Genomic DNA, 24,450 nt, shown 5'->3' with positions numbered 1-24,450 from the left:
ATATTAATTAGCCACAAATTGATTGGTTTCTGATTGGTATTTATAGCCTACATTATTGAGCTTATTTTTAAGTTCTTCTACAGTAACTTCAAAATCCTCACATAAATCATCTAAACTACTAAATTGATCTCTTAATTTCATATTAATTATGCTTAATAACATATACGGATCCATTTTCATTACTCTATCTCTATTCAAAACTCTCACCTACTTTTAATATAAATTTACCCTTTAATTTATATTATACCTTATATATTACATGTTAATAAGTTTTTACTAAGAAAATAACTTTTGCAGATTTTTAATTGCCTCATTAAATTCACCATAGTTATCTATAACTATATTAATAGATTCATTTTGTTGTCTTACTGAATTTAATGTATCTTCTACAGCTGATGTATTTTCCTCAGTGATAGCTGACATATTTGATATTTCTTTGCTTATATTCACTGATGTTTCATTGATTTGTTTTATAAAATCATTTACTGTACTTGTTTCATTAGCTAAACTTTCAATACTAATATTTATATTATTAAAAGTAGCTTGAACATTCTTTAATGATTCCAAATTTACCGACAATATATCTTGAGCAGAATTTGCAGAAGAATCAGTGTCTTTAGCTTGTACTTGTATATTTTGTAGTATATCTCCTATTTCTTGAACAGAATTACTTGAGTGTTCAGCAAGTTTTCTTATTTCTTCTGCAACAACGGCAAATCCTTTACCTTGCTCTCCAGCTCTTGCAGCTTCTATTGCAGCATTTAATGCAAGTAAATTTGTTTGTGATGCTAAATCATTAATTATACTTAATATATCTCCTATTTTTATGGTATTATCTTTTAATCTTTTAGTATTATCCTTTGTAACATCCATTATTCCTTTTACTTCTATCATTTTTTTAGATAGCATATCTACTTCTTCAATTCCTTCTTTTACAGAATTCATAGTGGACTTAGATGTATCATTCATTACACTTGATGCATTTACAAGGGTATTCATTTGATGTCCACTATCTATAACCGAATTATTTATCTCATTAATACTATTTGCTTGAGATTCTATACTCTCTGCAATTTCATTAAAAATTTCAGTTAATTTTTTTGATGTTTCCTGTGTGTAATTTATATTTCCTTTTAAATTTTCATTAAACTCCATAAATTCTATTACTGAATTCTTTACCTTCTCTAAAATTAATTCTACTTGTTTTTTAGCTTCTAAAGCATTCTTTTGAGAATCATTATTAGATTTTCTTAATTTATTACTAAATGTCTCTTGTATAATTAATAAAGCTAATATTATTACTATCATAAAATTATATATGATAATTCCTTTACTTGATTCTCTAACAATAAAATCAACTTTGTCTACAAAATATAAATAGTTATTCAATAACAAAACTAAAATGCCAGTAGTAATTGTAGCTTTTATATTTTGATATAAAAAAATTAACATCATGAAAAAAAATATACATGTATACATAGATGCAAATGGTATATATTTAAACAATACATATAAAAATATTGTCATTCCTACAATAAATATATACATAGTTTGCACTATAAATACTCTTTTCAATGTTAATATTGTCATAATACTACATATTATAATCCCCAAAATAATTAATGTAGCTATATGTACAATAGGCAATTGTAACACATAAAATAAAATTGATGCTGCAAATAAAGATGGCCATAATAGTTTAACTAATAACTTGTTTTGTTGATAAATTAACCCCAAGTCCTCCATTCCACTTCCCCCTATTAAAAATAATTTAATGCAATATTTTATCTAGCCATAATTTTTATTAAAAAAATATGTTTTCTTTTACATTATACAACCTTTTACGTAATTAAAGAATACCTTTTTATAATTTTTACCTTTTATTGATTTATACTCCTCATATGCCAATTTATATATGCACTCAATCCATCTAAATCAGGAAATAATGACAACCTATTAATTCCATAATAGGACAAATCAAATAATAATTCTTTCCTATATGTTTTATCGATAATAATTCTTTCTAGTATACAATTATCACTTATATTTTTTTCTAAACTTAAATTAGCAGGGCCATGGACTGTAAATATAGCACACTGTCTTACTATTCTTTGAATATCTCCATTAGGTACAAACTTACTTATCCCCTTATTTTTAAACAATCTATTTTCTTTTGGCACAATTGTTTTAGGATCAAAATATGCATATATTACAGCATCTGAATCATAATATTTATTTACAGCAAAATAAGCTGCAATTAATGGATTATGTGTCCAGTCTAAAAATCTAGTTGCAAATCCGTAATGTTGTGCTATAGCAAGTAAATTCCAATCATCATATTTGCCAGTATCTATAAATTCTGTAGCACCCCTTTTCCACTCCTTAAAAAATTTTTCATCGTTTGATTTATTATAGGGCATCCTTCCAGCCTTAGGTACTAGCTTCCATGATGCTTTACCCTGTCCTCTAAATATCCATTTGTCATCATTTTTATATTTTAATAATGCACTATGTAATTGCTGAAAATTTTCTATTTTAACTTCTTTCATACTATTACCTCACATCATTTATAAACTTATAATTTACCTATACTTGATTATGATGTGTTTTTTTTATGTATTATATTAATAAAAAAACCTTTTAATAATAAATAATTATTTAAAAGGTTTTAATGAAATTATTGAAATTTATATGGCCTATTTGGTCTAGATTTTAAATCTAGCACTTCTTTTGCGTCAAAGAACTTTAAAAACTTGCTTCTTCTATTTCTCATACTTACTCCATCTATAGCCAATCTTCCACCATGTACAACAGGTATATTTTTAGACATTATCTCTGTTGATGCACTGTCTACAGAATAAAATAAATTAAATCCCTTTGATCTAAGATATTTAAACTTTTCACCGTTTTCTTTTATACTATCCCCATGAGGATATATGTAAATTTGAGTATCTCCAACTACATTTTTGACCTCATTTTCCCAATGATCAGCATCAATTTTTAATTTTTCAGCTGAAACCTTATCGTGTGGATTATGTCCATAACTATGACTTGCAAAACTCCATCCATTTTCTTTTAATTTATTAGCAACTTTTTTAGCTTCTGCTATTTCAGATTCACGATTAGGAGATGTTCTTTCTGTTCTATATCCAAAAACACCTTCATAACCAGTTAAAGCTATTACTCCTTTAGTACCATCTAAAGAAAAGTCCGGATGTGTTTTTATAAAGTCATCTATTATTATTACTGTTTCATTATATCCTATTTGTACTTTACCACTCTTATCTTTTCTATATGTTGCAAGATCTCCCTTATCATCTATTATAAGTTTTAGGGCAGTTGCTTTTCTCATTCCTTCATTGTACGATAAGTCATCTATTGATAAAATTAATGGTTTCTTTCCTTTTGGTATCATTAAAGATTTTCTTCTTAATAATTCTTTTCCATCCTTTTGATACTTCTCGTAAAGTTTATTAGGATCAACTAATACATAACCTTTTTCATATATAGCATTTAAAATATTCTTAAATTCATCTACAGTTACAAACCAATCATCCATATCATCAGTTTGCCACTTAGGACCGTGAAAAGCTTCATAATTGTCCAAAATTAAAGGATGAAAAAATACATGTTCAATAACCCCATTATATTGCTCCATCTCAACATTTTTATTATCCTTTTTATTCTTTAGACCCTTTTCACTGTCTATATCTTTTGTAACCCCTATATTCTTTTCAAACTTATTTGCAGCTATGCTTTTTTCATTATTTATTAGCTTGTACAATTTAATACCACTTAAAAAAGCTACTAAAATTACTATTGGAATAATAATTTTTATTAATTTATTATTTTTCACCTGTATACCTCCAGCTATTAGTTAAATTACTAAATAAAATATTACTCTATACAATTCATAAATTGTTTACAAATTTGTGACTTTTTAAATTGTTTGAATTTTTTTATTATATATTAGCTTATAAAAAAACTACTTTAATTTAAGAATCATAATTTAAAGTAGTTTTTTATAACCCCTAATCTTATTATTTATAAATTATAAAATTCTTTAAAAACTTTCATTCCATAATAATGGTCATCTACTCCACAAAGTTCTCTTATAGAATGCATAGCTAAGAGTGGTGTTCCAATATCAACTGATCTTATATTTAAATGAGTTGAAGATATTGGTCCTATAGTAGAACCTCCTCTTTCATCAGAACGATTTACAAATTCTTGAACTGGAACATCTGCTTTACTGCACAAAGCTTTAAATACTGAAGATGAATTACTATCTGATGTGTAGCTTTGGCTTGCTGCTATTTTTATAGCCGGTCCTTTATTTAATTTTGGTCTATTAGTTGGATCACACTTTTCTCCCTTATTAGGATGTACAGCATGAGCTGAATCTGATGATATTATAAAAGATTTTGATAATGCTCTAAAAAAATCTTCACGATCTCCATTTAAAGAAATCACTATTCTTTCTAGTACATTAGCTAACATATTAGAATCTGCACCTTGTTTTGTAGAACTTCCAACTTCTTCGTTATCAAAACAAACTAAAACATTAGTTGCCTTTGAAACATTAGACTGAGTTAAGCCTTCTAATGCAGCATGCACTGCTTCTAAATCATCTAATCTTCCTGATGATACAAATTCATTTTCTATTCCAATAATGCTTCCTTTTTCATATTCGTATAAGAATAAATCAAAATCAATAATTTCTTTATAATCAACATCTAGTTCCTTTGCAATTGCCTTTAAAAGATAATCATTCTTTTCAAATTTATCATTTATAAGTCCTAAAATCGGAAGTGTATCTACTTGTCTATTTAGCTCTATTCCTTGATTTATATTTCTGTTCATATGAATAGCTAAATTAGGAATTATCATTATAGGTTTATTAATATTAACTAATTTAGTTTCAGGAAATAATATATTTTCTCCCTTTAATGTTACTCTACCTGCAACAGCTAGTGGTCTATCAATCCATGTATTTAGAATAGGTCCTCCATACACTTCTGTATTAAGCTTTATATAACTTTGTTCTGATGTCATTTCTGGATTTGGTTTTATTCTAAATGTAGGAGAATCTGTATGCGCTCCTATTATTTTAAATCCATCTTCATGAACTTCTCCATTTCCAACAACAAAAGCAACTATAGCTGAATCATTTTTTGTCATATAATATTTTTTACCTTTTTCAATATTCCATTTTTCACATTCTTTTAATTCACTAAATCCCTCTTTATTAAGAACTTTCTTTATAGTATCCACTGCATGAAAAGCTGTTGGACTTTTATATATAAAATCTAAAAGTTCATTTGCAAATTTTATTTTATTCTTCATAAAGATTTCCTCCCATATTATGCAAAATTTAATTATATCAATTATATAAATTTAATATTTACTAATTCTTCATAATTAAGTATACCAAAATATACAAATAAAGTCCTACCATATTCAAAAACATTTGATTTTAATAATAAAAATGTTATTATATATAACATAATTATTAAAATTTGGAGGAAGTATTATGTTATCAAAGTTTTTAGTATCTAAATTTATAAAAGATCATGAAAATATTTCCGATACCAAAGTTCGTGATTCTTATGGATATCTAGGAGGTATAATTGGTGTAATAGTAAATATGGCTCTTTTCCTTATAAAACTATCCGTTGGTCTTATAGTTAAAAGTATAGCTATTACTGCTGATGCATTTAATAACCTGTCTGATGCGTTATCCTCAATTATTACAATAGCTGGATTTAAAATAGCATCAAAACCTGCAGATGAAAAACATCCTTTTGGACATGGAAGAATAGAATACTTGTCTGGACTTATAGTTGCCTTCATGGTTATGCTAGTTGGTTTTCAATTTACTAAATCCTCGTTTAATAGAATTATGAATCCAGAAAAAGTTTATTTTCAAGCTATACCTTTTATATTAATACTTATATCAATTCTAGCTAAAATATGGTTAAGTAGATTTAATAAATATATAGGAATAAAAATTAACTCTTCAGCACTTCAAGCCTCTGCTTTAGATGCACTTGGAGATGTTATAACTTCTAGCACAGTAGCTTTATCACTATTATTATCTAAGTGGATTGATTTCCCTATAGATGGATACATAGGAATAGTGGTATCCTTATTTATATTGTATTCTGGTTTTTCTTTAGTAAAAGAAACAGTAGATCCTCTTTTAGGAGAAGCTCCAGATCCTGAATTTATACAACAATTAGAGAATGATATATTAAGCTATGATAATATATGCGGTGTTCATGATATAATAATTCACAATTATGGTCCTGGAAGAATAATGGGATCCCTTCATGCGGAAGTACCTTGTGATATATCAATAGTCACTATTCATGAAATTATAGATAAAGCTGAAAAAGAATTATCCTCAAAGTACGGATTGTTTTTAGTTATACATATGGATCCAATAAATACAGATGACAAAGATATTAATCGCACTAGAAATTACGTTGAAAAGATCCTAAAACAGTTTCCTGAAATAGAATCATTTCATGACTTTAGAATGGTTGGAGAGGGAGAATATAAGAATTTAATTTTTGATGTAGTAGTAAATTGTGATTTTGATGTTGAAAATAATGGTGAAGATATGTGTAAGAGAATAGATTCTGAATTAAAAAAACTTCACCCTAACTTTAATGCTGTAATAACAATTGACAAACATTTTTGTTAAATAAATCATAAAAATATACCTTAAAATACCAATAACTATTTTTAAGGTATATTTTTTATAAATTATTGGAAAAAATACACTTCTTGTTTAATATACTATATAAGATGTTAAAAAGGAGTGTGATTTTAATGAAAGGTGAATTTAAGCATTTTTTCCCTGGTGCTAATACATCAAGGGGCTTTTATTCTTTATTTGATTATATTTTACCAAAGGAAACAGCCACAAGAATTTTTTGTATAAAAGGTGGACCTGGTACAGGTAAATCATATCTTATGAAAAAAGTAGGGCAATATTTTAATGAAAAAGGATATAACATAGAATACCATCATTGTTCATCAGATAGTGATTCATTAGATGCTGTAGTAATAAAAAAATTAAAAATCGCTTTATTAGATGGTACATCACCTCATATTGTAGACCCTAAATATCCTGGTGTAATAGATGAAGTTTTAAACATGGGAGATTGTTGGAGGGAAAGTGGATTTTCATCTTATAGAACCGATATAATCTCTATTAACAAAGATATTAAAAATACTTTTAATCGTGCTTACAGATACTTTGCAGCTGCTAAAAGTATTCATGATGATTGGAGTTTTTACAATTCTGATGCATTAGATTTATCTAAACTAAATCTCTTAAAAGAAAATTTAAAAACAGAAATACTAAATAATATTGAAGTTTCATCTCTTGGACATGATAGACATCTTTTCGCTACTAGTTTCACTCCAAAAGGAATCATAACTTATATTGATACATTAATTAATAATTATAAGAGAATTTATGTGCTAAATGGTGGTCCTGGAACCTCAAAAACAAACGTACTAGATTATCTATGTAAAGAATCTATAAAACGAGGATTAAATGTTGAAGTATACCATGATCCTTTAATTCCAGAACGTATAGAACATATACTAATTCCATCCTTAAGTATAGCTATTGTAACATCCAATGAAATAAATCAGAAAAAATTTGTGGGTAATCAAATTTACATGGAAGAATTATGTGATAGTGCTTTATTAAAGAAATATTCTAACAACATAAATCAATCTAAAGAAAATTTCTACTCATTATTAAATCAAGGATTAGATATCTTAGCCTCTGAAAAACCTCTTCACGATAAACTCGAAGAATGCTATACTCCAAATATGAACTTTGAAAAAAATGAAACTAAGTTTAATGAAGTTATAAATAAAATTTTAAAATACGAAAAAGAATATAGATCTAAATTATAAATTAAAGGAGCTTCTTTAGATTAAAGAAGCTCAGATTGTTCAAAAAGCCCCCAACAATTGGGGGCTTTTGTTTACGCCAAAATTCTTTTATGCGATAGCATTCGAAAAATATTTATTATGTATGTTAATTTGGAATAAATTTGAATTAATGTACACAAAAAATAATGCGATAGCACCATGGCTATCTTTTTCATATTCTGAACTGCCGCTGTAAGTAGGCACTGTTCAGAAACATTTTTAATTCCTCGCATGCGACAATAACGTAGCCCATGTAATTCTTTTGAATCAGCAAAGCTACGCTCAATCTTTTCTTTACGTCGTTTGTAAATATTTTTACCTTTTTCTGTTTTAGTAAATCTAAAAATTTGATCTTTATAGTCTTCCCAAACATGACGACGTATAGTTCTATTAATGGATTTATCAGATGTTAAGCAATTATTTTTATATTTGCAAGAAGCACAATGCTCCGCATTACTTACGTATTCTTTATAACCTTCCCTTGTAGTAGTTCTATATTTTAAAAAGCAATTATTAATACACACATATCCATCTAATTCTTTAACATACTGAAATCTATATTTTGTATATTTTCCTTTAACATGGGGTCCTAAACGGAACCCAAAAACACCTTGATAATTTTTGTCTGAAATTTGTTTACAAATAGGATTCGTAGAATATCCGGCATCTGCTACTAAATATTTTGTATTAAAATTAAACTTTTCTATTTGAGTTTCTATTCTTTTAACATAAGGATCTACATCGTTTATATTCCCGGGAGTAACATGAACGTCCGTTATAATATTATACTTTCCGTCAACAGTTCTATGATCTAAATAAAAAAAGCCTTTAGGTTTTCCATCTCTAACCATATATCCACTGTCTGGATCAGTTGTACTTACTTTTATTTCCTTAGTTTCAGCTATTTTAGTCTTTTTTTTTAGAGGTTTTTTATTATGATTAATTCTATCTTTATTAATGTCATTCTCTAATTCATCAAAGTATTCCTTTGTGGATTTAGTTATTTCTTTTTTAATAAATTTATGTTTATTAGCGTTAGCTTTTAAGTGAGTAGAATCAGTATATAGAATTTTGCCATCAACCAAGTTTCTATTAATAGCTTGAAATACAATATTATCAAATATTTCTTGATGTATATTTGTATTACTAAATCTTTTTGTTCTATTCTGGCTTATAGTGGAATGACTTGGTATTTTATCAGTAAGTCCATATCCCAAAAACCATCTGTAAGCTACATTTACCTGGATTTCTTTTACAAGCTGACGCTCTGAACGTATACCAAATAGGTATCCGATAAAAAGCATTTTAAATAATACAACTGGGTCTACTGAAGGTCTTCCATTATCAGGACAATATAAATCCTTAGTTAAATCTCTTATAAATGAAAAGTCTATGTATTTATCTATCTTTCTAAGTATGTGATTTTCAGGTACTAAATTTTCTATATAAACTAGTTCTAATTGATTTTGTTTTCTTTCATTATTAGTAAGCATTTTTCCTCCGTAGGAGCCCTAACGGGCTAAAAGATTTATTGTTCTAAAATATATATTCTACATAAACACTAAAAATCCTTTTTGTAATAAATGTAAAAAGGCTGTTGACAAATTATGTTTATCAACAGCCTGAGCTTCTTTAGATTAAAGAAGCTCCTTTAATTTATTTATTTAAATACTCACTTATAGTTTCAACATCCTTATCTCCTCTACCGGATAAATTAACAACTATAATTTTATCTTTATCCATATTAGGAGCAAGTTTCATAGTATAAGCTATTGCATGTGAACTTTCTAATGCTGGAATTATTCCTTCATTAGCACATAAATACTTAAAAGCTTCAACTGCTTCTTCATCTGTTATAGATACATACTTTGCTCTTCCAATATCATTTAAATATGCATGCTCAGGTCCAACTCCTGGATAATCAAGTCCTGCTGAAATAGAATATGCTTCTTTTACATTGCCATTATCATCTTCCATAATAACTGTCTTCATTCCATGAATTACTCCAACTCTTCCATCAGCAAATGCTGCCCCATGTTCTCCTGTTTCTACACCTTTTCCTCCAGCTTCAACTCCTATTATTTCAATATTCTCATCTTTAATAAAAGGATAAAATAATCCTATTGCATTACTTCCTCCTCCAACACACGCAATTAAAGTATCTGGGAGTCTTCCTTCCATCCTCAATATCTGATCTTTTGTTTCTTCTCCAATTATCTTTTGAAATTCTCTTACCATAGTTGGATATGGGTGTGGTCCTACTGCCGAACCTAATACATAAAAAGTATCATCAGAACTTTTCACCCACTGTTTTATTGCCTCATCTACTGCATCTTTTAAAGTTCCATTTCCTGATTTTACAGGCTTAATCTTTGCCCCTAATAACTCCATTTTAAAAGTATTCAATTTTTGTCTTTTTATATCTTCTTCTCCCATGAATATAGTACATTCCATTCCGAATAGTGCAGCTGCTGTAGCTGTAGCAACACCATGTTGTCCTGCCCCTGTTTCTGCAATTACTTTTTTCTTTCCCATACGTTTTGCCAAAAGTATTTGACCAATAGCATTGTTTATCTTATGAGCACCTGTGTGATTCAAATCTTCTCTCTTTAAATATATCTTTGCCCCCCCTAAAGATTTTGTAAGTCTTTTTGCATAATAAAGTAACGATGGTCTTCCTATATAATTATTTAAATAATATATATATTCTTTTTTAAAATCATCATCATTACAATACTTAAAAAAATTTTCCTCCAAATTCTTTAATGTGCTAGTTAATTCTTTTGATACATATTGTCCTCCAAATTTTCCAAACTGTTTTTTCATAGAATGTTGCCCCTTTCTTATTTTTTAATTTATAAATAAAAAAACTCCATCCCAAATATATTGGGACGAAGTTTTATAATCGTTGTGCCACCCGAATTTAAAATATACCTTAAAATAAATTTAAAAGGTATTATACCTGAAAAAGATATAATACCTATACTATCTAAAATATATTTTCTCTTTTCAGATACGAAGTAAATAAATTACCATATATCCTATCTCTATAACGTGAGAATCACGGCATTAGCTACTCTAAAAAATTTCACCTAGCGTCTCATGGATCCATTCACTATAAGATTTGTTATTGGACATCACACCTAACTCCAACTCGCTGAAACAAATACTTAAAGCTACTACTTCCAGTCAATGACTTGTTTAACAAAATTTATTATATATTAACTCTTTATTTTATATTAGTCAATACTTTTATTTTATATTATATACATACAATTCATGTAATGCTCTTGTTGCCATAACATACATCATTTTATCTTCTTCTAAATCTATATCATAATGATTTATAACTATTACAGCATCAAACTCTAATCCTTTAGCAAAGTATGATGGTATAATAATTTCTCCTTTATTAAATATCATATCTTCACTATCTAAAACTTTTAAATTTACCTTTTGTTTTAATATCGAATGAACTTCTCTTGCTTTTTCTATATCCTTACAAATTACAGCAATACTTTCAAAGCCTTCTTTTCTAAGGGCATGTAAAGTTTTATCTACTTCTTCTACTAATTCATCATTGCTTGTAAAATCTTTTTCTACAACTTCTTTTCCTTGTCTTACAATAGGAACTATTTTATCTTCACTTAAGTATTTATTAGCATACTTCATAATTTGTTCAGTGGATCTATAGCTTTTATTTAATTTAAACTCTTCAACATTATCAAAGATTTCCTTTAATTTAGTCATAGGAACTTCATCAATAACTGGAATAAGTCTTTGATTTCTATCTCCAACTATAGTGTATCCATTGCAGTTTGTTAACTCTTTAATTACATTAAATTGAATTAAACTATAATCTTGAGCTTCATCAATTACAACATGCTTTATATCATCCTCTAACTTCAATCCTTCTAATTTTATTTTTAAATATAGAATTGGAGCTAAATCATCTACTGTTAATTCTTTGTCTCCATTTAATTCGTTATAAAGTTCAGAAGGACTTTCATTATCTAACCAGCCTAGAGATTTCTTAGCTATTATTACGCTTTTTATAACTTCTCTTATTTTAAGCTTTCTTTTATAATCTAAATCTCCTTCTTCTATACTTTTATCATCACCTTGAATGAACTCTAAGGATTTTTTATACCAAGCTTCTATATCTCTTACTTTAGCATCTCTTACATCTTTGATTTTTGAAAACAATATTCTTCTTATTTTCGCACTTCTTCTAAAAAGAGGCATTGATTTATAATAATCAAATAATTCTTCTATTGCATCCTTTGGAACTATAACTTCATTATCAAAATATAAATCTTCAATTATAAAATACTCATTGTTTAATACTTGAACAAACTTATCTAATTCATTTACAAATTGCTCTGAAGTTTTAAATAATATATTTTTTACAAACTCTTCATCCTTATTTACTACCTTCTCCATATATTCTTTAAAACTCATTACATCCTTTAGTTCTAATATCTCTTGGGCAAATTCCCTGAATGTTTGTTGTCTTACCCCTATTTCCCCTAAACTAGGAAGAACAGTTGAGATATACTCCATAAATATATCATTAGGTCCTAGTATTAGAACTTTGTCTTGAAGTATTTTACGATAATTGTATAAAAGATATGCAACCCTATGTAATGCTATAGTTGTCTTTCCACTTCCAGCAGTTCCATCAACTACTAAAGTTTTTTCCCTTGGTTGTCTTATAATGCTATCTTGTTCCTGTTGAATAGTCATTATTATATCTTTAAGCTTTTCTCCAGCTTTCTTACTTAAAACCATTTGAAGTATTTCATCTTTGACATCTAACTCTGAATCAAACATTCCAAGAAGATTTTCTTTTTTTATTATAAATTGTCTTTTACCTAATATATCTACATCTACATCTCCCATAGGAGCCTTGTAAGTTGCATCTCCAAGCTTTCCTGCATAAAATAAAGATGCAACAGGTGCTCTCCAATCAACAACTATAGGTTCGTAAGCCGCTTCATCTGTAACTCCAAATCTGCCTATATAAATATCTTCATTGTCATCAAATTCTTTTTCTTTAAAATTTACTTTTCCAAAATAAGGTGATGGCTGAAGAATTGTAAGTTCCTTAAAACGTCTATCTATAGCTTTAAAGCTTTCTTCTGCCACAAATCTTTCATGGTCAAAGAACTCTATTAATTTATCTTCATCATCTTTATACTCTTCAACAGCTTGTTTTCTAGCATCAACTAAATGCTCAGATAATTCTTTTCTTTTATCTATATAATTTAATATTTCTTTTTTTATTGTACTAACAGTTTCTTTAACTCTTTGACTTTCAAGTTCAAAGTCTAATTCTTGTTGAATTTCCTTTTCTAGTTCATTATTCTTCAATAGTATCATCCTTCTTATAACTATTTATTATATCCATAAACTCTTCACCCATTAAAGTTTCTTTTTCTATAAGTTTTTCAGATATAACAGTTAGTAATTCTTTATTTTCATTTAATATATCTATAGCCTTTTTGTGTGCTTTTTTTATTATAGTTAAAGTTTCCTCATCTGCAAGGGCTTGTGTTTGAGGACTACAATTTTCAACTGGTGTTCCATCTAAGTATGTGTTAGACATTGATTCTAATGCCATCATGTCAAATTTTTCTGTCATACCATATATAGTTACCATATTTCTAGCAGTTTGAGTTGCTTTTTCAATATCATTTGATGCTCCTGTTGATATTGAATTAAATTCAACTTCTTCAGCTGATCTTCCTCCAAGCATTACAGATATTTGATCAAGCATCTCTTCCTTACTAACCAAATACTTCTCTGCCTCTGGGAGTTGCATTGTATACCCTAATGCACCAGTAGTTCTAGGTATTATAGTTATTTTGTGAACAGGATCTGTATTTTTAAGTAATGCCGCAACTAATGCATGACCCACTTCATGGAATGCAACTCTTCTTTTTTCTGAGTCAGACATAATCCTATCTTTCTTTTCTTTACCTGCAATTATTATATCAATTGCTTCTTCAAGATCTTCTTGAATAACACTTTTTCTATCTTTTTTTACTGCTAAAAGTGCAGCTTCATTTACCATATTAGCAAGGTCTGCTCCAACAGCTCCTGGAGTAGATTTAGCTATTTCATCAAGATTAACATCTTCAGACATTTTTACATCCTTTGCATGGACTTTAAGTATAGCTTCTCTTCCCTTTAAATCTGGAATGTCAACAATTACTCGTCTATCAAATCTACCTGGTCTTAAAAGAGCTTTATCTAATACTTCTGGTCTATTTGTAGCTGCTAAAATAACAACTCCCTTTGAACCATCAAATCCATCCATCTCTGCTAGAAGTTGATTTAAAGTTTGTTCTCTTTCATCATTTCCTCCGCCAACGTTTCCATCTCTGCTCTTTCCAATTGCATCTATTTCATCTATAAAGATTATACATGGTGCTTTCTGTTTCGCTTGCTCAAATAAATCTCTAACTCTTGAAGCTCCCATTCCAACAAACATCTCTACAAAACTAGAACCTGAAAGAGAAAAAAACGGAACTTTAGCTTCTCCTGCAACAGCTTTTGCAAGAAGAGTTTTACCTGTTCCTGGAGGGCCAACTAACAAGGCTCCTTTAGGTAATTTTGCCCCAATTGCAACATATTTATCTGGATTATGAAGAAAATCAACGATTTCAATTAAAGATTCCTTAGCTTCATCTTGTCCAGCTACATCATTAAAAGTTTTTCCCGTTTCATTTTCAGCATAAATTTTTGCGTTATTTTTTCCAAAAGACATAACTCCACTGCCCATTCTTTTTTCCATAGAACCAAATATAATCCTACCTATAATCATAAAAATTAAAATAGGTAATATCCACTCAATAAAAAACTTCTTAATTGGATCATTATTACTTATAGGTCCATCAAATTCTACTCCTGCTTTTTTCAATTTATCTATAAGTGGTGTCATGTTTAATTTTTCAATATTGGTTGTATATTTCACTTTAGATTTTACATCTTTTTGTTCCTTAGGAATAATTATTATTTGATCATGAGTAAATTGAACTTCTTGAATAGTTTTTTGCTCTATCATTTTTTCAAAAGTACTATACTTTATATGTTCTGTTTTAGAACTTCTAAGCACCGAATTTAATACAAGAAGCAATACCATAACACCCATAACATAATACGCTAAGTATTTAAATTTCTTATTGCTAAACATCCTCTGCCTCCTAATTATATTTAATACTTAATGTTACTTTAAAATAAACCTTTATTGATTATTATACATTTAATAATTATACCCTACAAGGTTTTATATTATGTGGTATTTTATAACATTTTATAAACATTTTTTCTAATACATAAATATTTTTCTTTTAAATAAATATTTTTCTTATTAATTAAAAATATGCTAATACTTTTATTGACATTAAAATAAACTAATAATACAATATAAAGTAAGAATAAAATTTTTAATAAGCAATAGTTTATAATCCGATATATTAAATAACTTTTTAATATTATTAATATATAAACCACAAGTCATACATGGAACAGAAATCTAGTATTTCCCTCCCACCTCCATGTATGACATTTTTTACAGCAAAAATAAAGGTACCAGTAAAATCTGATACCTTTATTCAATATATTATTTTTCGACTGATTCTCCTATTTTAAACTTACCAGCTCTACTAAATGGGAATACTATAAATTGAGCTTTCCCTTTTATATCTTCTTCTGGAATATAAGTTTGATTCCAATATCTAGCATCCCAAGAATTAGCTCTATTGTCACCTAAGAAAAAGTAACATCCCTTTGGAACCTTATACTCTCCTGTTTTTCCTCCATTATAAACTACATATTGTTCATCAATTTCTTGTCCATTTATATGTACTCTTCCATCTATATCTACAATAATATTATCCCCTGGTAATCCAACTAATCTTTTTATAAGTGTTTTATCTAATTCTTTTGAGTAAAATACAACTATATCGCCTCTTTGTAACTTTTCTTTTTTGTATACTCTCGAAACAATTATTCTATCCCCTGTCTTTATTGTAGGATACATTGATCTCGTAGGAACTGATACTTGAAAAAATAAAAATTTATGTATTAATAATACAAGAATTACAGCAAAACCTATAGGCATTACCCATTCATTAAAAATCTTTTTTGAATTCATAAATAACATCTCCTTTTACATTAATAATTTTATCATAAATATTAAAATTTACTAGAATTATTTTATTATTTAATACTCTGTTTTAAAATCTAAATTAATTTTTATAAAAAAACTAAGTACCTTTTTGTATTCATTGAATACATTATATTATAAGCAAAATTCGTGAGGTGAAATTTTTGGCTTATTCTGATAGAGAACTTTTAGCTAGAATTATAAAATGTGAAGCTGGTGGCGAAGGTGAAGATGGTATGAAAGCTGTAGCCACTGTAATAATGAACAGAGTTAGAGTACCTTATGGTGAATACAATAGAATCTGTCAAGGTGATATAAGAAAAGTAATTTATCAAGAGGGACAATTTGACTGTGTTCGTTCAGTACTTGGGGGACAGCCTAACCCACAAACAATTTGGTCTAACCCTCCAGAACAAATTCACTATGACATAGCTGATTGGGCACTTGCTGGAAATAGACTATATAACATAGGTTATTCCTTATGGTATTTTAATCCATTCGCACCTAGTTGTCCATATAACTTTCCTTACAATGGTACAGGATCATTTCAAATTAGAGTAGTACAACACTGTTTTTATAATCCAACGGAACTTTATGCTGAAACTTAGACTATAATTAAAAATTTATAAATATATATTAATTATTTTTAGGAGGATTTTTTTATGGAAAATTGGTTAGATTTCGATTATAGACAAATGCCTGAGGTTCAAAATCCTATGATGCAACAAATGGGAACATATGCTCAACCTATGATGCCCGTAACTCCTGGGATGCCTTGTAATAAACAAGCTTCAAACCCTTTAGAATATCCACCAAGTCCAGTTCCAACTGCATCAACTAACGCAGCTGGTAATACTAATGTTCCAGTACAAGAAAACCCAAACTATCTACAAGGATACTTAAGAAGTCAAATTGGTAAAAATGTAAGAGTTGATTTTCTAATAGGAACAGGTATGCTTACCGACCGTGCAGGTAGATTAGTCTCTGTTGGTATAGATTATATTATACTAAATCCTGCTGGATCAAATAATTTACAAGTTTGTGACCTTTATTCTATAAAATTTGTAGAAGTTTTCGGTGGAGCAAACCAAACACGTTCTGAAAATACAGATAAATAATATTAAAATATGCCCTTAAAATTTTAAGGGCATATTTTTAAAATTTAAAATTTAAAGTATAAAAACGGATTATATGTATCATTTACAAGATAAGCTGTAGAAATAAACATTATAATTAAATATGCTACAGGTAAAGCTACGGAACTAATAGTATTTAATTTTTTCTTTATAAATGATATAACCTTCATAGGTAATGGTGTCGAACAAATGATTAAAATCACAAATAATATCCAATTAGTATACATATAGTACATTGCTTGTGTATTTACAATTGCATTTTTTCCAAATCCAAATAATACTTTCATAAAACTAATACAAGCACTCATATCGTCAAATTCGAATAAAACCCATCCTATAATAACTAAAAACATAGTATATATATGTGATATAAATTTAGGACTCTTTTTTAACAATTTTAAAATAAATATTTTTTCTAATGTTACAAAAACCCCAAAGTAAAGTCCCCATAAAACAAAGTTCCAACTAGCACCATGCCATAGTCCTGTTAAGAACCAAACTACAAATAAATTTCTATATTGTTTCAAAGCCCCATTTTTATTTCCACCTAAAGGTATATATACATATTCTCTAAACCAAGATCCTAATGACATGTGCCATCTTCTCCAAAATTCTGTAATACTTCTTGAAATGTATGGATAATCAAAGTTTTTAATAAGATCAAAACCAAACATTTTTCCAAGTCCTATTGCCATATCAGAATATCCGCTAAAATCGAAATAAATTTGAAATGTAAATCCAATTATTCCAATCCACGCAGATACTATTGATAATTCACCTAGTGGAGTTGTTTTTATACTTCTCCATAGTAATCCTACATTATTGGCTAAAAGAACCTTCTTACCAAGACCAATTATAAATAGTTGTGCCCCATCTCCAAATTTGTTTAAACTCTCTTTTCTCTTATTTAATTGCTTTGCAATATCTCCATACTTAACTATAGGTCCAGCTACCAACTGCGGAAACATAGTTACATATGTTCCAAAAGATATAATATTTTTTTGAACCTCTACTTTTTCAAAGTACAAATCAATTACATAAGACATTGTTTGAAAAGTATAAAAAGATATTCCTATAGGTAATGGAAAACTTGTTGTAGCTATATTTATATGTAAAATATCGTTTATGTTGCCTATTAAAAAATTATAATATTTAAAAAATCCTAATATACCTAAATTAACAATCATAGAATTTAAAAACACACATCTTGTAATTTTTTTATTGTCTTTGAACTTATCTATAAGAAGTCCATTACAATAATCAAATACAGTAGAAAATATCATGATTAATATATAAATAGGTTCTCCCCAAGCATAAAATACAAGACTAGCTAAAAATATCACTAAATTTCTAAAAGATTTTGGTGACAAATAATACAATATAAGTGTTATAGGTAGAAATACAAACATAAATGTCAAACTACTAAAAACCAAATGTATATCCCTCCATATATTTGTATGTATATTTATTCATTTTATTTAAACTATTTAAAACTTTCATCAATAGCTTTTTCAATTTTATCAACATCTTTTGATACTACTAGTATTACATAATTTCCATTTTCTTTTAAAACATGTTTTTCTAATACTGCATATTCTTCTGGAATATAATCTTTAAAGCTTGCCGTTTGTTTATTAAGTCTTTTTTCTACTTTTTCTTTTACTTCTTTAACTTTACTTGAATCTTTAACTTTTATTACAGCTATTTCGTCAGCTTTAATATTTGATGGTGCTGTATAAAGAATAAACTCTTCAACTTCACTAGGATCTATTTTGTATAGCTTTTTAAGTTTAGAATCATCTCCTTGTTTCATTTTAGATACATCTGTACTTTTAGAGATTTTTTGTCCAAGTTCACTTATTGACACGTCTTTTTTTGTCTCCTTTGAACATGCTAGTAAAACACTAGATGAAAAGATAAGTGTAAATAACACTAATAAAGTTTTCTTAAAATTTTTTCTTACATTACTCATATTAATCTCTCCTTTATTTATAATTTATTTTTAAATAATCTAACCATATTTTATAAAAAGGCTCTTTGAAATGAATTCCATCTGGTTCATAAACCCTCTTATCCAAATCCTTGATCATAGGCGATAGATCAATAAATTTTACATTTTCTTTTTCACAAACTTGTTTTAAATTATCATTGAAATTTTTTATGTTATCTGGTGATAGATATTTATGTTTTAGAGCTGCTTTTTCAGTAGCAGGAAGAACTCCTTGAATATATATTTTTGTATTTGGCATTTTTTCTTTTAATTTCTCTATTAATTGTGTGTAATTATTCATATTCATATCCATATTGTTCTCTAAATCATTATGTCCTAACATAATAAATAATTTATCAGGATTTCTATTCTTTATTTTATCAACATTGACAATAGCTTTTTTTATTGTAAGACCTATAATTCCCATTACATTTTCTTCATCTAAATCACCAAAAAAAGACATTGCTTCTATTATAGAATCTCCTAAAAATAAGGAATCTTTAAAATAAACCTTATTTTCCACTTCAATTTCTTTAGGTTTATTATCAGCTACAGCATCATTACTTTTTTCACTATTAACTATTTGATTTTGTAACTTTTCATTAACTTCATTTTTACTAGATACTTTAGCTGAAACATTTGCCTCTTTAGGTATTTTATGGGTTGCAACTAGGGAAATTCCAGTAAAAATCATAAAGATACATATTATATTTATTAAAAACCTTTTAAGACTCTTAATTCTTACCCTTCGCTTTGACATTTGTATTCTGTTATCCTCCTCAATTTATTAATATGTATTCAATATTTTATAAATAAAATATTTCCCAAACAACATTATAGTATATTTTTACTCCAAAAGGTTACATTTACTTTAAAAAGTACAAAAAAAATCCTTATATCTTTATATTATTTTAATTTTCTACACATAATTAATGTATATTTAATTACATTCTTCTTTAATTAATACATGTTTTTTGATAAAATTATTTCATAATTATATAAAAATATTTAAGGAGGCTAACTTAATGAAAACTAGAGAAACTTTCTCTGGGAAACTTGGCTTTGTTCTTGCGTGTTTAGGTTCTGCTATAGGACTAGGTAACATATGGATGTTTCCCTGGAGATTAGGTCAATTTGGGGGTGCCGCGTTTCTCATTCCCTACTTTATTTGCGTTTTTATTTTAGGTACTACGGGGCTTATTATAGAATTTAGTTTTGGAAGATCTAGAAGATGTGGTTCTTTGAAAGGAATTCAAGATACTTTTGAAGAAAAAAATAAACCCTTTGGTAAAATCTTAAGTATAATACCTACTCTTGCGGTAGCTTGTACACTAATTTTCTACTCTGTGGTTGTTGGATGGATATTTAAATATTTCTTCCTATCACTAAACGGTCGTATATATAAAGAAAATATAGGAAGCTATTTTGATAGCTTTGCAGGTACTTCTTCTAGTATTCCTTGGCACTTATTAGCACTTGTAATTACAGTTGCTATTGTTCTACTAGGAATAACTAAAGGAATCGAAAAAGCTAACAAAATTCTAATGCCTGGACTTTTCATAGTATTTATTATTCTTCTTATAAGATCAGTTACACTAAAAGGTGCTATTGCTGGACTTGAATATTTATTAGTTCCTCATTGGGAATTTTTATTAAAACCTATGACTTGGATTATGGCTTTAGGTCAAGCCTTTTTTACTGTTTCTTTAAATGGTGCAGGTATGGTTGTTTACGGTAGTTACTTAAAAGATAAAGAAGATATACCTTCTGCAGCTTTAAATGTAGCTATTTTTGATACTATTTCAGCATTACTTGCTGCATTTATTATAATGCCAGCAGTATTTTCTTTTGGACTTGATCCAACATCTGGTCCATCATTATTATTTATCACTATGCCACACATATTTAATTCTATGCCTTTAGGATACTTATTTGGAATACTATTTTTCTTAAGTATAATATTTGCTGGAGTTTCCTCTGCTATGAATATGCTTGAAGCTCCATCTGAAGCACTTATAAGTAAGTTCAAGTTTAAAAGAATTTTTGCAGTTTTACTTGTTGCAGTTATTGCATTTTTAATAGGACTTCCTTTAGATTTAAGCATGGATAGATTCGGTAAATGGGCTGATTTTGTTACTATTTATTTAGCACCAATAGGCTCAATTATAGCATCTATAACTTTTATTTGGGTATATGGATTCGATAATGCCATAAAAGATATTAATAAAGGTTCTAAAAAACCTTTAGGCAAATGGTTTAAACCAATGTCTACTATATTTATAGCAGCAGCTACATTAGTATTAATTCTTGGAATTATCTACAATGGAATAGGTTAAATATTAAAGCTCTCGATTTTAAATTCGAGAGCTTTATTTATTTGTTATCTAATATTTTTATAAGTTCATCTTTATTTCTAGGTATATTATCTTGTAATTCTATGTATCCTTTTTCAACTAACTTTTCATATACTTCTAGTACAATAGGCTTATCTAAATAAACATCCTTTATAAAATCATCATCCTTAAAAATTCCAACAGGTTCTCCTGATTTTACTACTTTTCCATCTTTCATAACTATAATATAATCTGCCCATGAATATGCAATTTCAACATCATGTGTTGATAATATTACTGTTATTCCAACTTCATTTATCTCATTAAATATCTCAACAATTTGCTTAGCGTGTTTTGGATCTAAGCTTGAAGTAGATTCATCAAATATTATGATTTCAGGTTCCATAACTAGTATATCTGCTATTGAAACCCTCTTTTTCTGACCATAACTTAAAAAGTGAACCGCTTTATCCTTGTATTCATACATATTAACACTTTTTAAACCCTCATCTACTCTTTTTCTAACTTCCGTCTCCTCTAAATCTAAATTCATAGCTCCAAAGGAAACTTCTTGGTAAACATTTGCTGAAAAAAGCTGATTATCTGGATCTTGAAATACAATTCCTATATTCTTTCTAAGTTCATTTAAGTATGAATGAGTATACTTTATTTTTTCTCCTTTGTATAAGACTTCTCCTGAACTTGGTTTTAATATACCATTAAAGTTTAAAAATAAAGTAGATTTCCCAGCACCATTTACCCCTAAGAAAGCTATCTTTTTTCCCTTTTCTATTTTTAAACTTATATTATTTAAAGCATTGGTTCCATCTTCATATTTAAAACTTAAATTTTTAGTTTCTAATATGTACTCTTTCATTAATTTTCCTCCAAATATTTAATATAGCCACAGATAATAAACTCTGTGGCTTTAAATATAAAAAATCTATAGTTAAATTTACATTTAAAATTTATACTTTACAATCAATAAAACTATCTGAAAAAATATTATCATTCCTATGTTTTTATAAGATATTTTATATCTTTTTTCTATTACATTAATCTCACCATTATAACATCTTGCTTCCATTGCAGTATACATATCTTGTGACTTTTTATAAGCTCTAACAAACAAAGTAGTTACCAATTGTCCTAATGACTTATACCCCTTTTTTACAGTAGAATAACCAAGTCTACCTGTTTGAGATATATAAATTGTATTCATAGTTTCAAAAAGTACAAATATAAGTCTATATATAAGTCCCATAAGTTCTATAAATAATTTAGGAACTCTTAACTTTTTTAGAACAGATAAAATTTCAACTATTGGCGTTGTAAGTGCAAGAAAATATAAGCATGATACTGATGCCATTGATTTAAATAATATCTGCATAGCATTATATATTCCCTCTTTTGTGCATCCCATAGTGAATCCAAAAATTTTAAAACTAAATAAAAACTCATTATTATACCCAATATTTATAGCTATTGTTATGATTCCTATAACCAAAAATACTAATGGTATTAATATTAATTTATAATAAGATATAAATGGTATCTTAGCTTTATACAATGTCATAAAAGACATTACTAAAAATATAATTATAGACACTAATATGTTATTTAAAAATATTCCACAAAACATAGTAATCATAGAAAATAAAAATTTTTCCATTGGATTTACATATCTTAATTTTGATATGTATGATAATTTATCTATTGAAATCATTATTTCTCACTTTCGTTATTTTTCTTTTTTCCCTTTGCATATCCAAAGTAATATCCTACTATTCCTGCACCAATAGCAGCTTGAAGTGCAAATAGTAAACTTTCTATTTCTCCACTTGGTGGTTCCCATACAGGTGAAAACCATGGTTTATAATTTTTATCTACTTGTGTAATAGCTTCTTCTGCTTGGTCATCTGAACCTGCAAATTCAGCACCTTTTGTAAAAATCAAAGGAGCAACAGCTATTACTACAACTAAAATTCCAAGAAATATATTCTTTTTAAACATAGATTTATTATTTGTTTTCTTTTCAGTATTCATACTATACCTCCTTTGAAATAACATCTAATTCTTCAAGTTCATTTTTGTTATAATTGAATAGAAGATTAAATACTATAACAGTTAAAATTCCTTCACTTATTGCAAGTGGTATTTGAGTTATAGCAAATATACCCATAAACTTTCCAAGTGACATCATAAATCCACCAGTCTTATCAGGGAATGCTAGTGAAAGTTGTATAGAAGTTGTAACATAAGTCATTAAATCCCCTAATGCTGCTGCAAAAAATATTGATATACTTCTTGATAAGTTTAATTTTCTTAATAGCTTGTACAAATAATATGATACTATAGGTCCTATAACTGCCATAGAAAATGTGTTAGCACCAAGAGTTGTTATTCCACCATGGGCAAGAAGTAATGCTTGGAATATGAGAACAATTAATCCTAAAACACTCATAACTGCTGGTCCAAATAAAATAGCTCCAAGACCAACTCCTGTTGGATGTGAACAACTTCCTGTAACTGATGGTATTTTTAAAGCTGATAGTACAAAGGCAAATGCTCCAGCCATAGCAATAAGCATTTTTATTTTGGGGTTTATATTTACCTTTTTCTTTATAGATATAAGTCCTTTAATTACAAAAGGTACACATAAAGCACCCCAAATTCCACACCACATTGGTGGTAAAAATCCTTCCATTATATGCATGGCATACGCTGTTCTAACAGTAAACATGCCCACAAAGAACACTAATAGAAACAATTGATACTTTCTTTTTAATTTCATTTACTAACCTCTCCTTTTTTTAGTTTAACAACATTTTGACTTTAGGTTTTTTCCAAAAAAGAAAA

22 protein-coding genes are annotated in these 24,450 nt (G+C 27.9%); 5 read left to right on the top strand and 17 right to left on the bottom strand.

Translation table 11 applies throughout. The features are described from left to right. Positions 1-3 precede the first annotated feature (3 nt). The 5 genes from NT01CX_RS02395 to NT01CX_RS02375 all read right to left on the bottom strand — a co-directional run bounded on the left by NT01CX_RS02395 (position 4) and on the right by NT01CX_RS02375 (position 5,346). Positions 4-207: a DUF4250 domain-containing protein gene (locus NT01CX_RS02395; protein ID WP_011721441.1), complete on the bottom strand. Its 204-nt coding sequence runs from the start codon at positions 205-207 to the stop codon at positions 4-6. A gap of 69 nt (positions 208-276) precedes the next feature. After that, positions 277-1,746: a methyl-accepting chemotaxis protein gene (locus NT01CX_RS02390; RefSeq protein WP_011721440.1), complete on the bottom strand. Its 1,470-nt coding sequence runs from the start codon at positions 1,744-1,746 to the stop codon at positions 277-279. Positions 1,747-1,880: 134 nt separating this feature from the next. Then, on the bottom strand, positions 1,881-2,549 hold the full coding sequence (locus NT01CX_RS02385) for an FRG domain-containing protein (protein ID WP_011721439.1): 669 nt from the start codon (positions 2,547-2,549) through the stop codon (positions 1,881-1,883). A 128-nt stretch (positions 2,550-2,677) separates the two neighbouring features. After that, a complete protein-coding gene (locus NT01CX_RS02380; protein WP_011721438.1) occupies positions 2,678-3,856 on the bottom strand; it encodes a polysaccharide deacetylase family protein in 1,179 nt (392 codons plus the stop codon). A 188-nt stretch (positions 3,857-4,044) separates the two neighbouring features. Beyond that, positions 4,045-5,346, bottom strand: coding sequence for a M18 family aminopeptidase (locus NT01CX_RS02375; protein ID WP_011721437.1), 1,302 nt, complete (start codon positions 5,344-5,346; stop codon positions 4,045-4,047). Between the two features lie 187 nt (positions 5,347-5,533). On the opposite strand from NT01CX_RS02375, the gene NT01CX_RS02370 reads away from it, so the two are divergent. Both NT01CX_RS02370 and NT01CX_RS02365 read left to right on the top strand, forming a co-directional pair. Beyond that, entirely contained in the window at positions 5,534-6,709 is a 1,176-nt protein-coding gene (locus NT01CX_RS02370; RefSeq protein ID WP_011721436.1) for a cation diffusion facilitator family transporter, read from the top strand. A gap of 128 nt (positions 6,710-6,837) precedes the next feature. Beyond that, positions 6,838-7,941, top strand: a complete 1,104-nt coding sequence (locus NT01CX_RS02365; protein ID WP_011721435.1) for a PRK06851 family protein — start codon at positions 6,838-6,840, stop codon at positions 7,939-7,941. A 71-nt stretch (positions 7,942-8,012) separates the two neighbouring features. Here the strand turns inward: NT01CX_RS02365 and NT01CX_RS02360 are convergent, their stop codons facing one another. From NT01CX_RS02360 to lepB, 5 genes are all read right to left on the bottom strand, one after another. Then, positions 8,013-9,452, bottom strand: a complete 1,440-nt coding sequence (locus NT01CX_RS02360; protein ID WP_011721434.1) for an IS1182-like element ISCno1 family transposase — start codon at positions 9,450-9,452, stop codon at positions 8,013-8,015. Positions 9,453-9,615: 163 nt separating this feature from the next. Next, positions 9,616-10,785, bottom strand: coding sequence for a tryptophan synthase subunit beta (trpB, locus tag NT01CX_RS02355; RefSeq protein ID WP_011721433.1), 1,170 nt, complete (start codon positions 10,783-10,785; stop codon positions 9,616-9,618). 426 nt (positions 10,786-11,211) lie between these two features. Beyond that, positions 11,212-13,332 carry a HelD family protein gene (locus NT01CX_RS02350; protein ID WP_039223300.1) on the bottom strand — a complete coding sequence of 707 codons (2,121 nt, stop codon included), beginning with the start codon at positions 13,330-13,332 and terminating at the stop codon, positions 11,212-11,214. After that, positions 13,322-15,157, bottom strand: coding sequence for an ATP-dependent zinc metalloprotease FtsH (ftsH, locus tag NT01CX_RS02345; protein ID WP_011721431.1), 1,836 nt, complete (start codon positions 15,155-15,157; stop codon positions 13,322-13,324). The genes NT01CX_RS02350 and ftsH overlap by 11 nt, the downstream gene beginning before the upstream one ends. A gap of 429 nt (positions 15,158-15,586) precedes the next feature. Further along, positions 15,587-16,120 carry a signal peptidase I gene (gene lepB, locus NT01CX_RS02340; protein WP_011721430.1) on the bottom strand — a complete coding sequence of 178 codons (534 nt, stop codon included), beginning with the start codon at positions 16,118-16,120 and terminating at the stop codon, positions 15,587-15,589. Between the two features lie 176 nt (positions 16,121-16,296). Between lepB and NT01CX_RS02335 the strand changes: the two genes are divergently transcribed. Next, on the top strand, positions 16,297-16,740 hold the full coding sequence (locus tag NT01CX_RS02335) for a cell wall hydrolase (protein WP_039238061.1): 444 nt from the start codon (positions 16,297-16,299) through the stop codon (positions 16,738-16,740). Positions 16,741-16,794: 54 nt separating this feature from the next. Further along, positions 16,795-17,250, top strand: a complete 456-nt coding sequence (locus NT01CX_RS02330; RefSeq protein ID WP_011721428.1) for a hypothetical protein — start codon at positions 16,795-16,797, stop codon at positions 17,248-17,250. A 44-nt stretch (positions 17,251-17,294) separates the two neighbouring features. Here the strand turns inward: NT01CX_RS02330 and NT01CX_RS02325 are convergent, their stop codons facing one another. The 3 genes from NT01CX_RS02325 to NT01CX_RS02315 are packed head-to-tail and all read right to left on the bottom strand — an operon-like array spanning position 17,295 to position 20,018. Beyond that, the gene (locus tag NT01CX_RS02325) at positions 17,295-18,701 is read right to left on the bottom strand and encodes an MBOAT family O-acyltransferase (RefSeq protein ID WP_011721427.1); all 1,407 of its coding nucleotides are present in this window, start codon (positions 18,699-18,701) and stop codon (positions 17,295-17,297) included. Between the two features lie 50 nt (positions 18,702-18,751). Then, the gene (locus NT01CX_RS02320) at positions 18,752-19,240 is read right to left on the bottom strand and encodes a DUF4358 domain-containing protein (RefSeq protein ID WP_011721426.1); all 489 of its coding nucleotides are present in this window, start codon (positions 19,238-19,240) and stop codon (positions 18,752-18,754) included. A gap of 13 nt (positions 19,241-19,253) precedes the next feature. After that, the gene (locus NT01CX_RS02315) at positions 19,254-20,018 is read right to left on the bottom strand and encodes a GDSL-type esterase/lipase family protein (RefSeq protein ID WP_011721425.1); all 765 of its coding nucleotides are present in this window, start codon (positions 20,016-20,018) and stop codon (positions 19,254-19,256) included. A 265-nt stretch (positions 20,019-20,283) separates the two neighbouring features. Between NT01CX_RS02315 and NT01CX_RS02310 the strand changes: the two genes are divergently transcribed. Further along, positions 20,284-21,594 carry a sodium-dependent transporter gene (locus NT01CX_RS02310; RefSeq protein WP_011721424.1) on the top strand — a complete coding sequence of 437 codons (1,311 nt, stop codon included), beginning with the start codon at positions 20,284-20,286 and terminating at the stop codon, positions 21,592-21,594. A gap of 37 nt (positions 21,595-21,631) precedes the next feature. On the opposite strand, the gene NT01CX_RS02305 is transcribed toward NT01CX_RS02310, so the two are convergent. The 4 genes from NT01CX_RS02305 to NT01CX_RS02290 all read right to left on the bottom strand — a co-directional run bounded on the left by NT01CX_RS02305 (position 21,632) and on the right by NT01CX_RS02290 (position 24,385). Beyond that, positions 21,632-22,468, bottom strand: a complete 837-nt coding sequence (locus NT01CX_RS02305; RefSeq protein WP_011721423.1) for an energy-coupling factor ABC transporter ATP-binding protein — start codon at positions 22,466-22,468, stop codon at positions 21,632-21,634. A gap of 84 nt (positions 22,469-22,552) precedes the next feature. Further along, positions 22,553-23,317: a cobalt ECF transporter T component CbiQ gene (gene cbiQ / locus NT01CX_RS02300; protein WP_011721422.1), complete on the bottom strand. Its 765-nt coding sequence runs from the start codon at positions 23,315-23,317 to the stop codon at positions 22,553-22,555. Beyond that, positions 23,317-23,637, bottom strand: coding sequence for an energy-coupling factor ABC transporter substrate-binding protein (locus NT01CX_RS02295; RefSeq protein WP_011721421.1), 321 nt, complete (start codon positions 23,635-23,637; stop codon positions 23,317-23,319). Before NT01CX_RS02295 ends, cbiQ begins: the two co-directional genes overlap by 1 nt. 1 nt (position 23,638) lies before the next feature. After that, positions 23,639-24,385 (bottom strand): energy-coupling factor ABC transporter permease, encoded by a 747-nt coding sequence (locus NT01CX_RS02290; protein ID WP_011721420.1) that lies wholly within the window; start codon positions 24,383-24,385, stop codon positions 23,639-23,641. Between the last annotated feature and the right edge of the window lie 65 nt (positions 24,386-24,450).

The sequence above is a fragment of the Clostridium novyi NT genome, from assembly GCF_000014125.1.
Lineage (GTDB): Bacteria > Bacillota > Clostridia > Clostridiales > Clostridiaceae > Clostridium_H > Clostridium_H novyi.
This window is presented reverse-complemented; position numbering and strand designations above follow the sequence as displayed.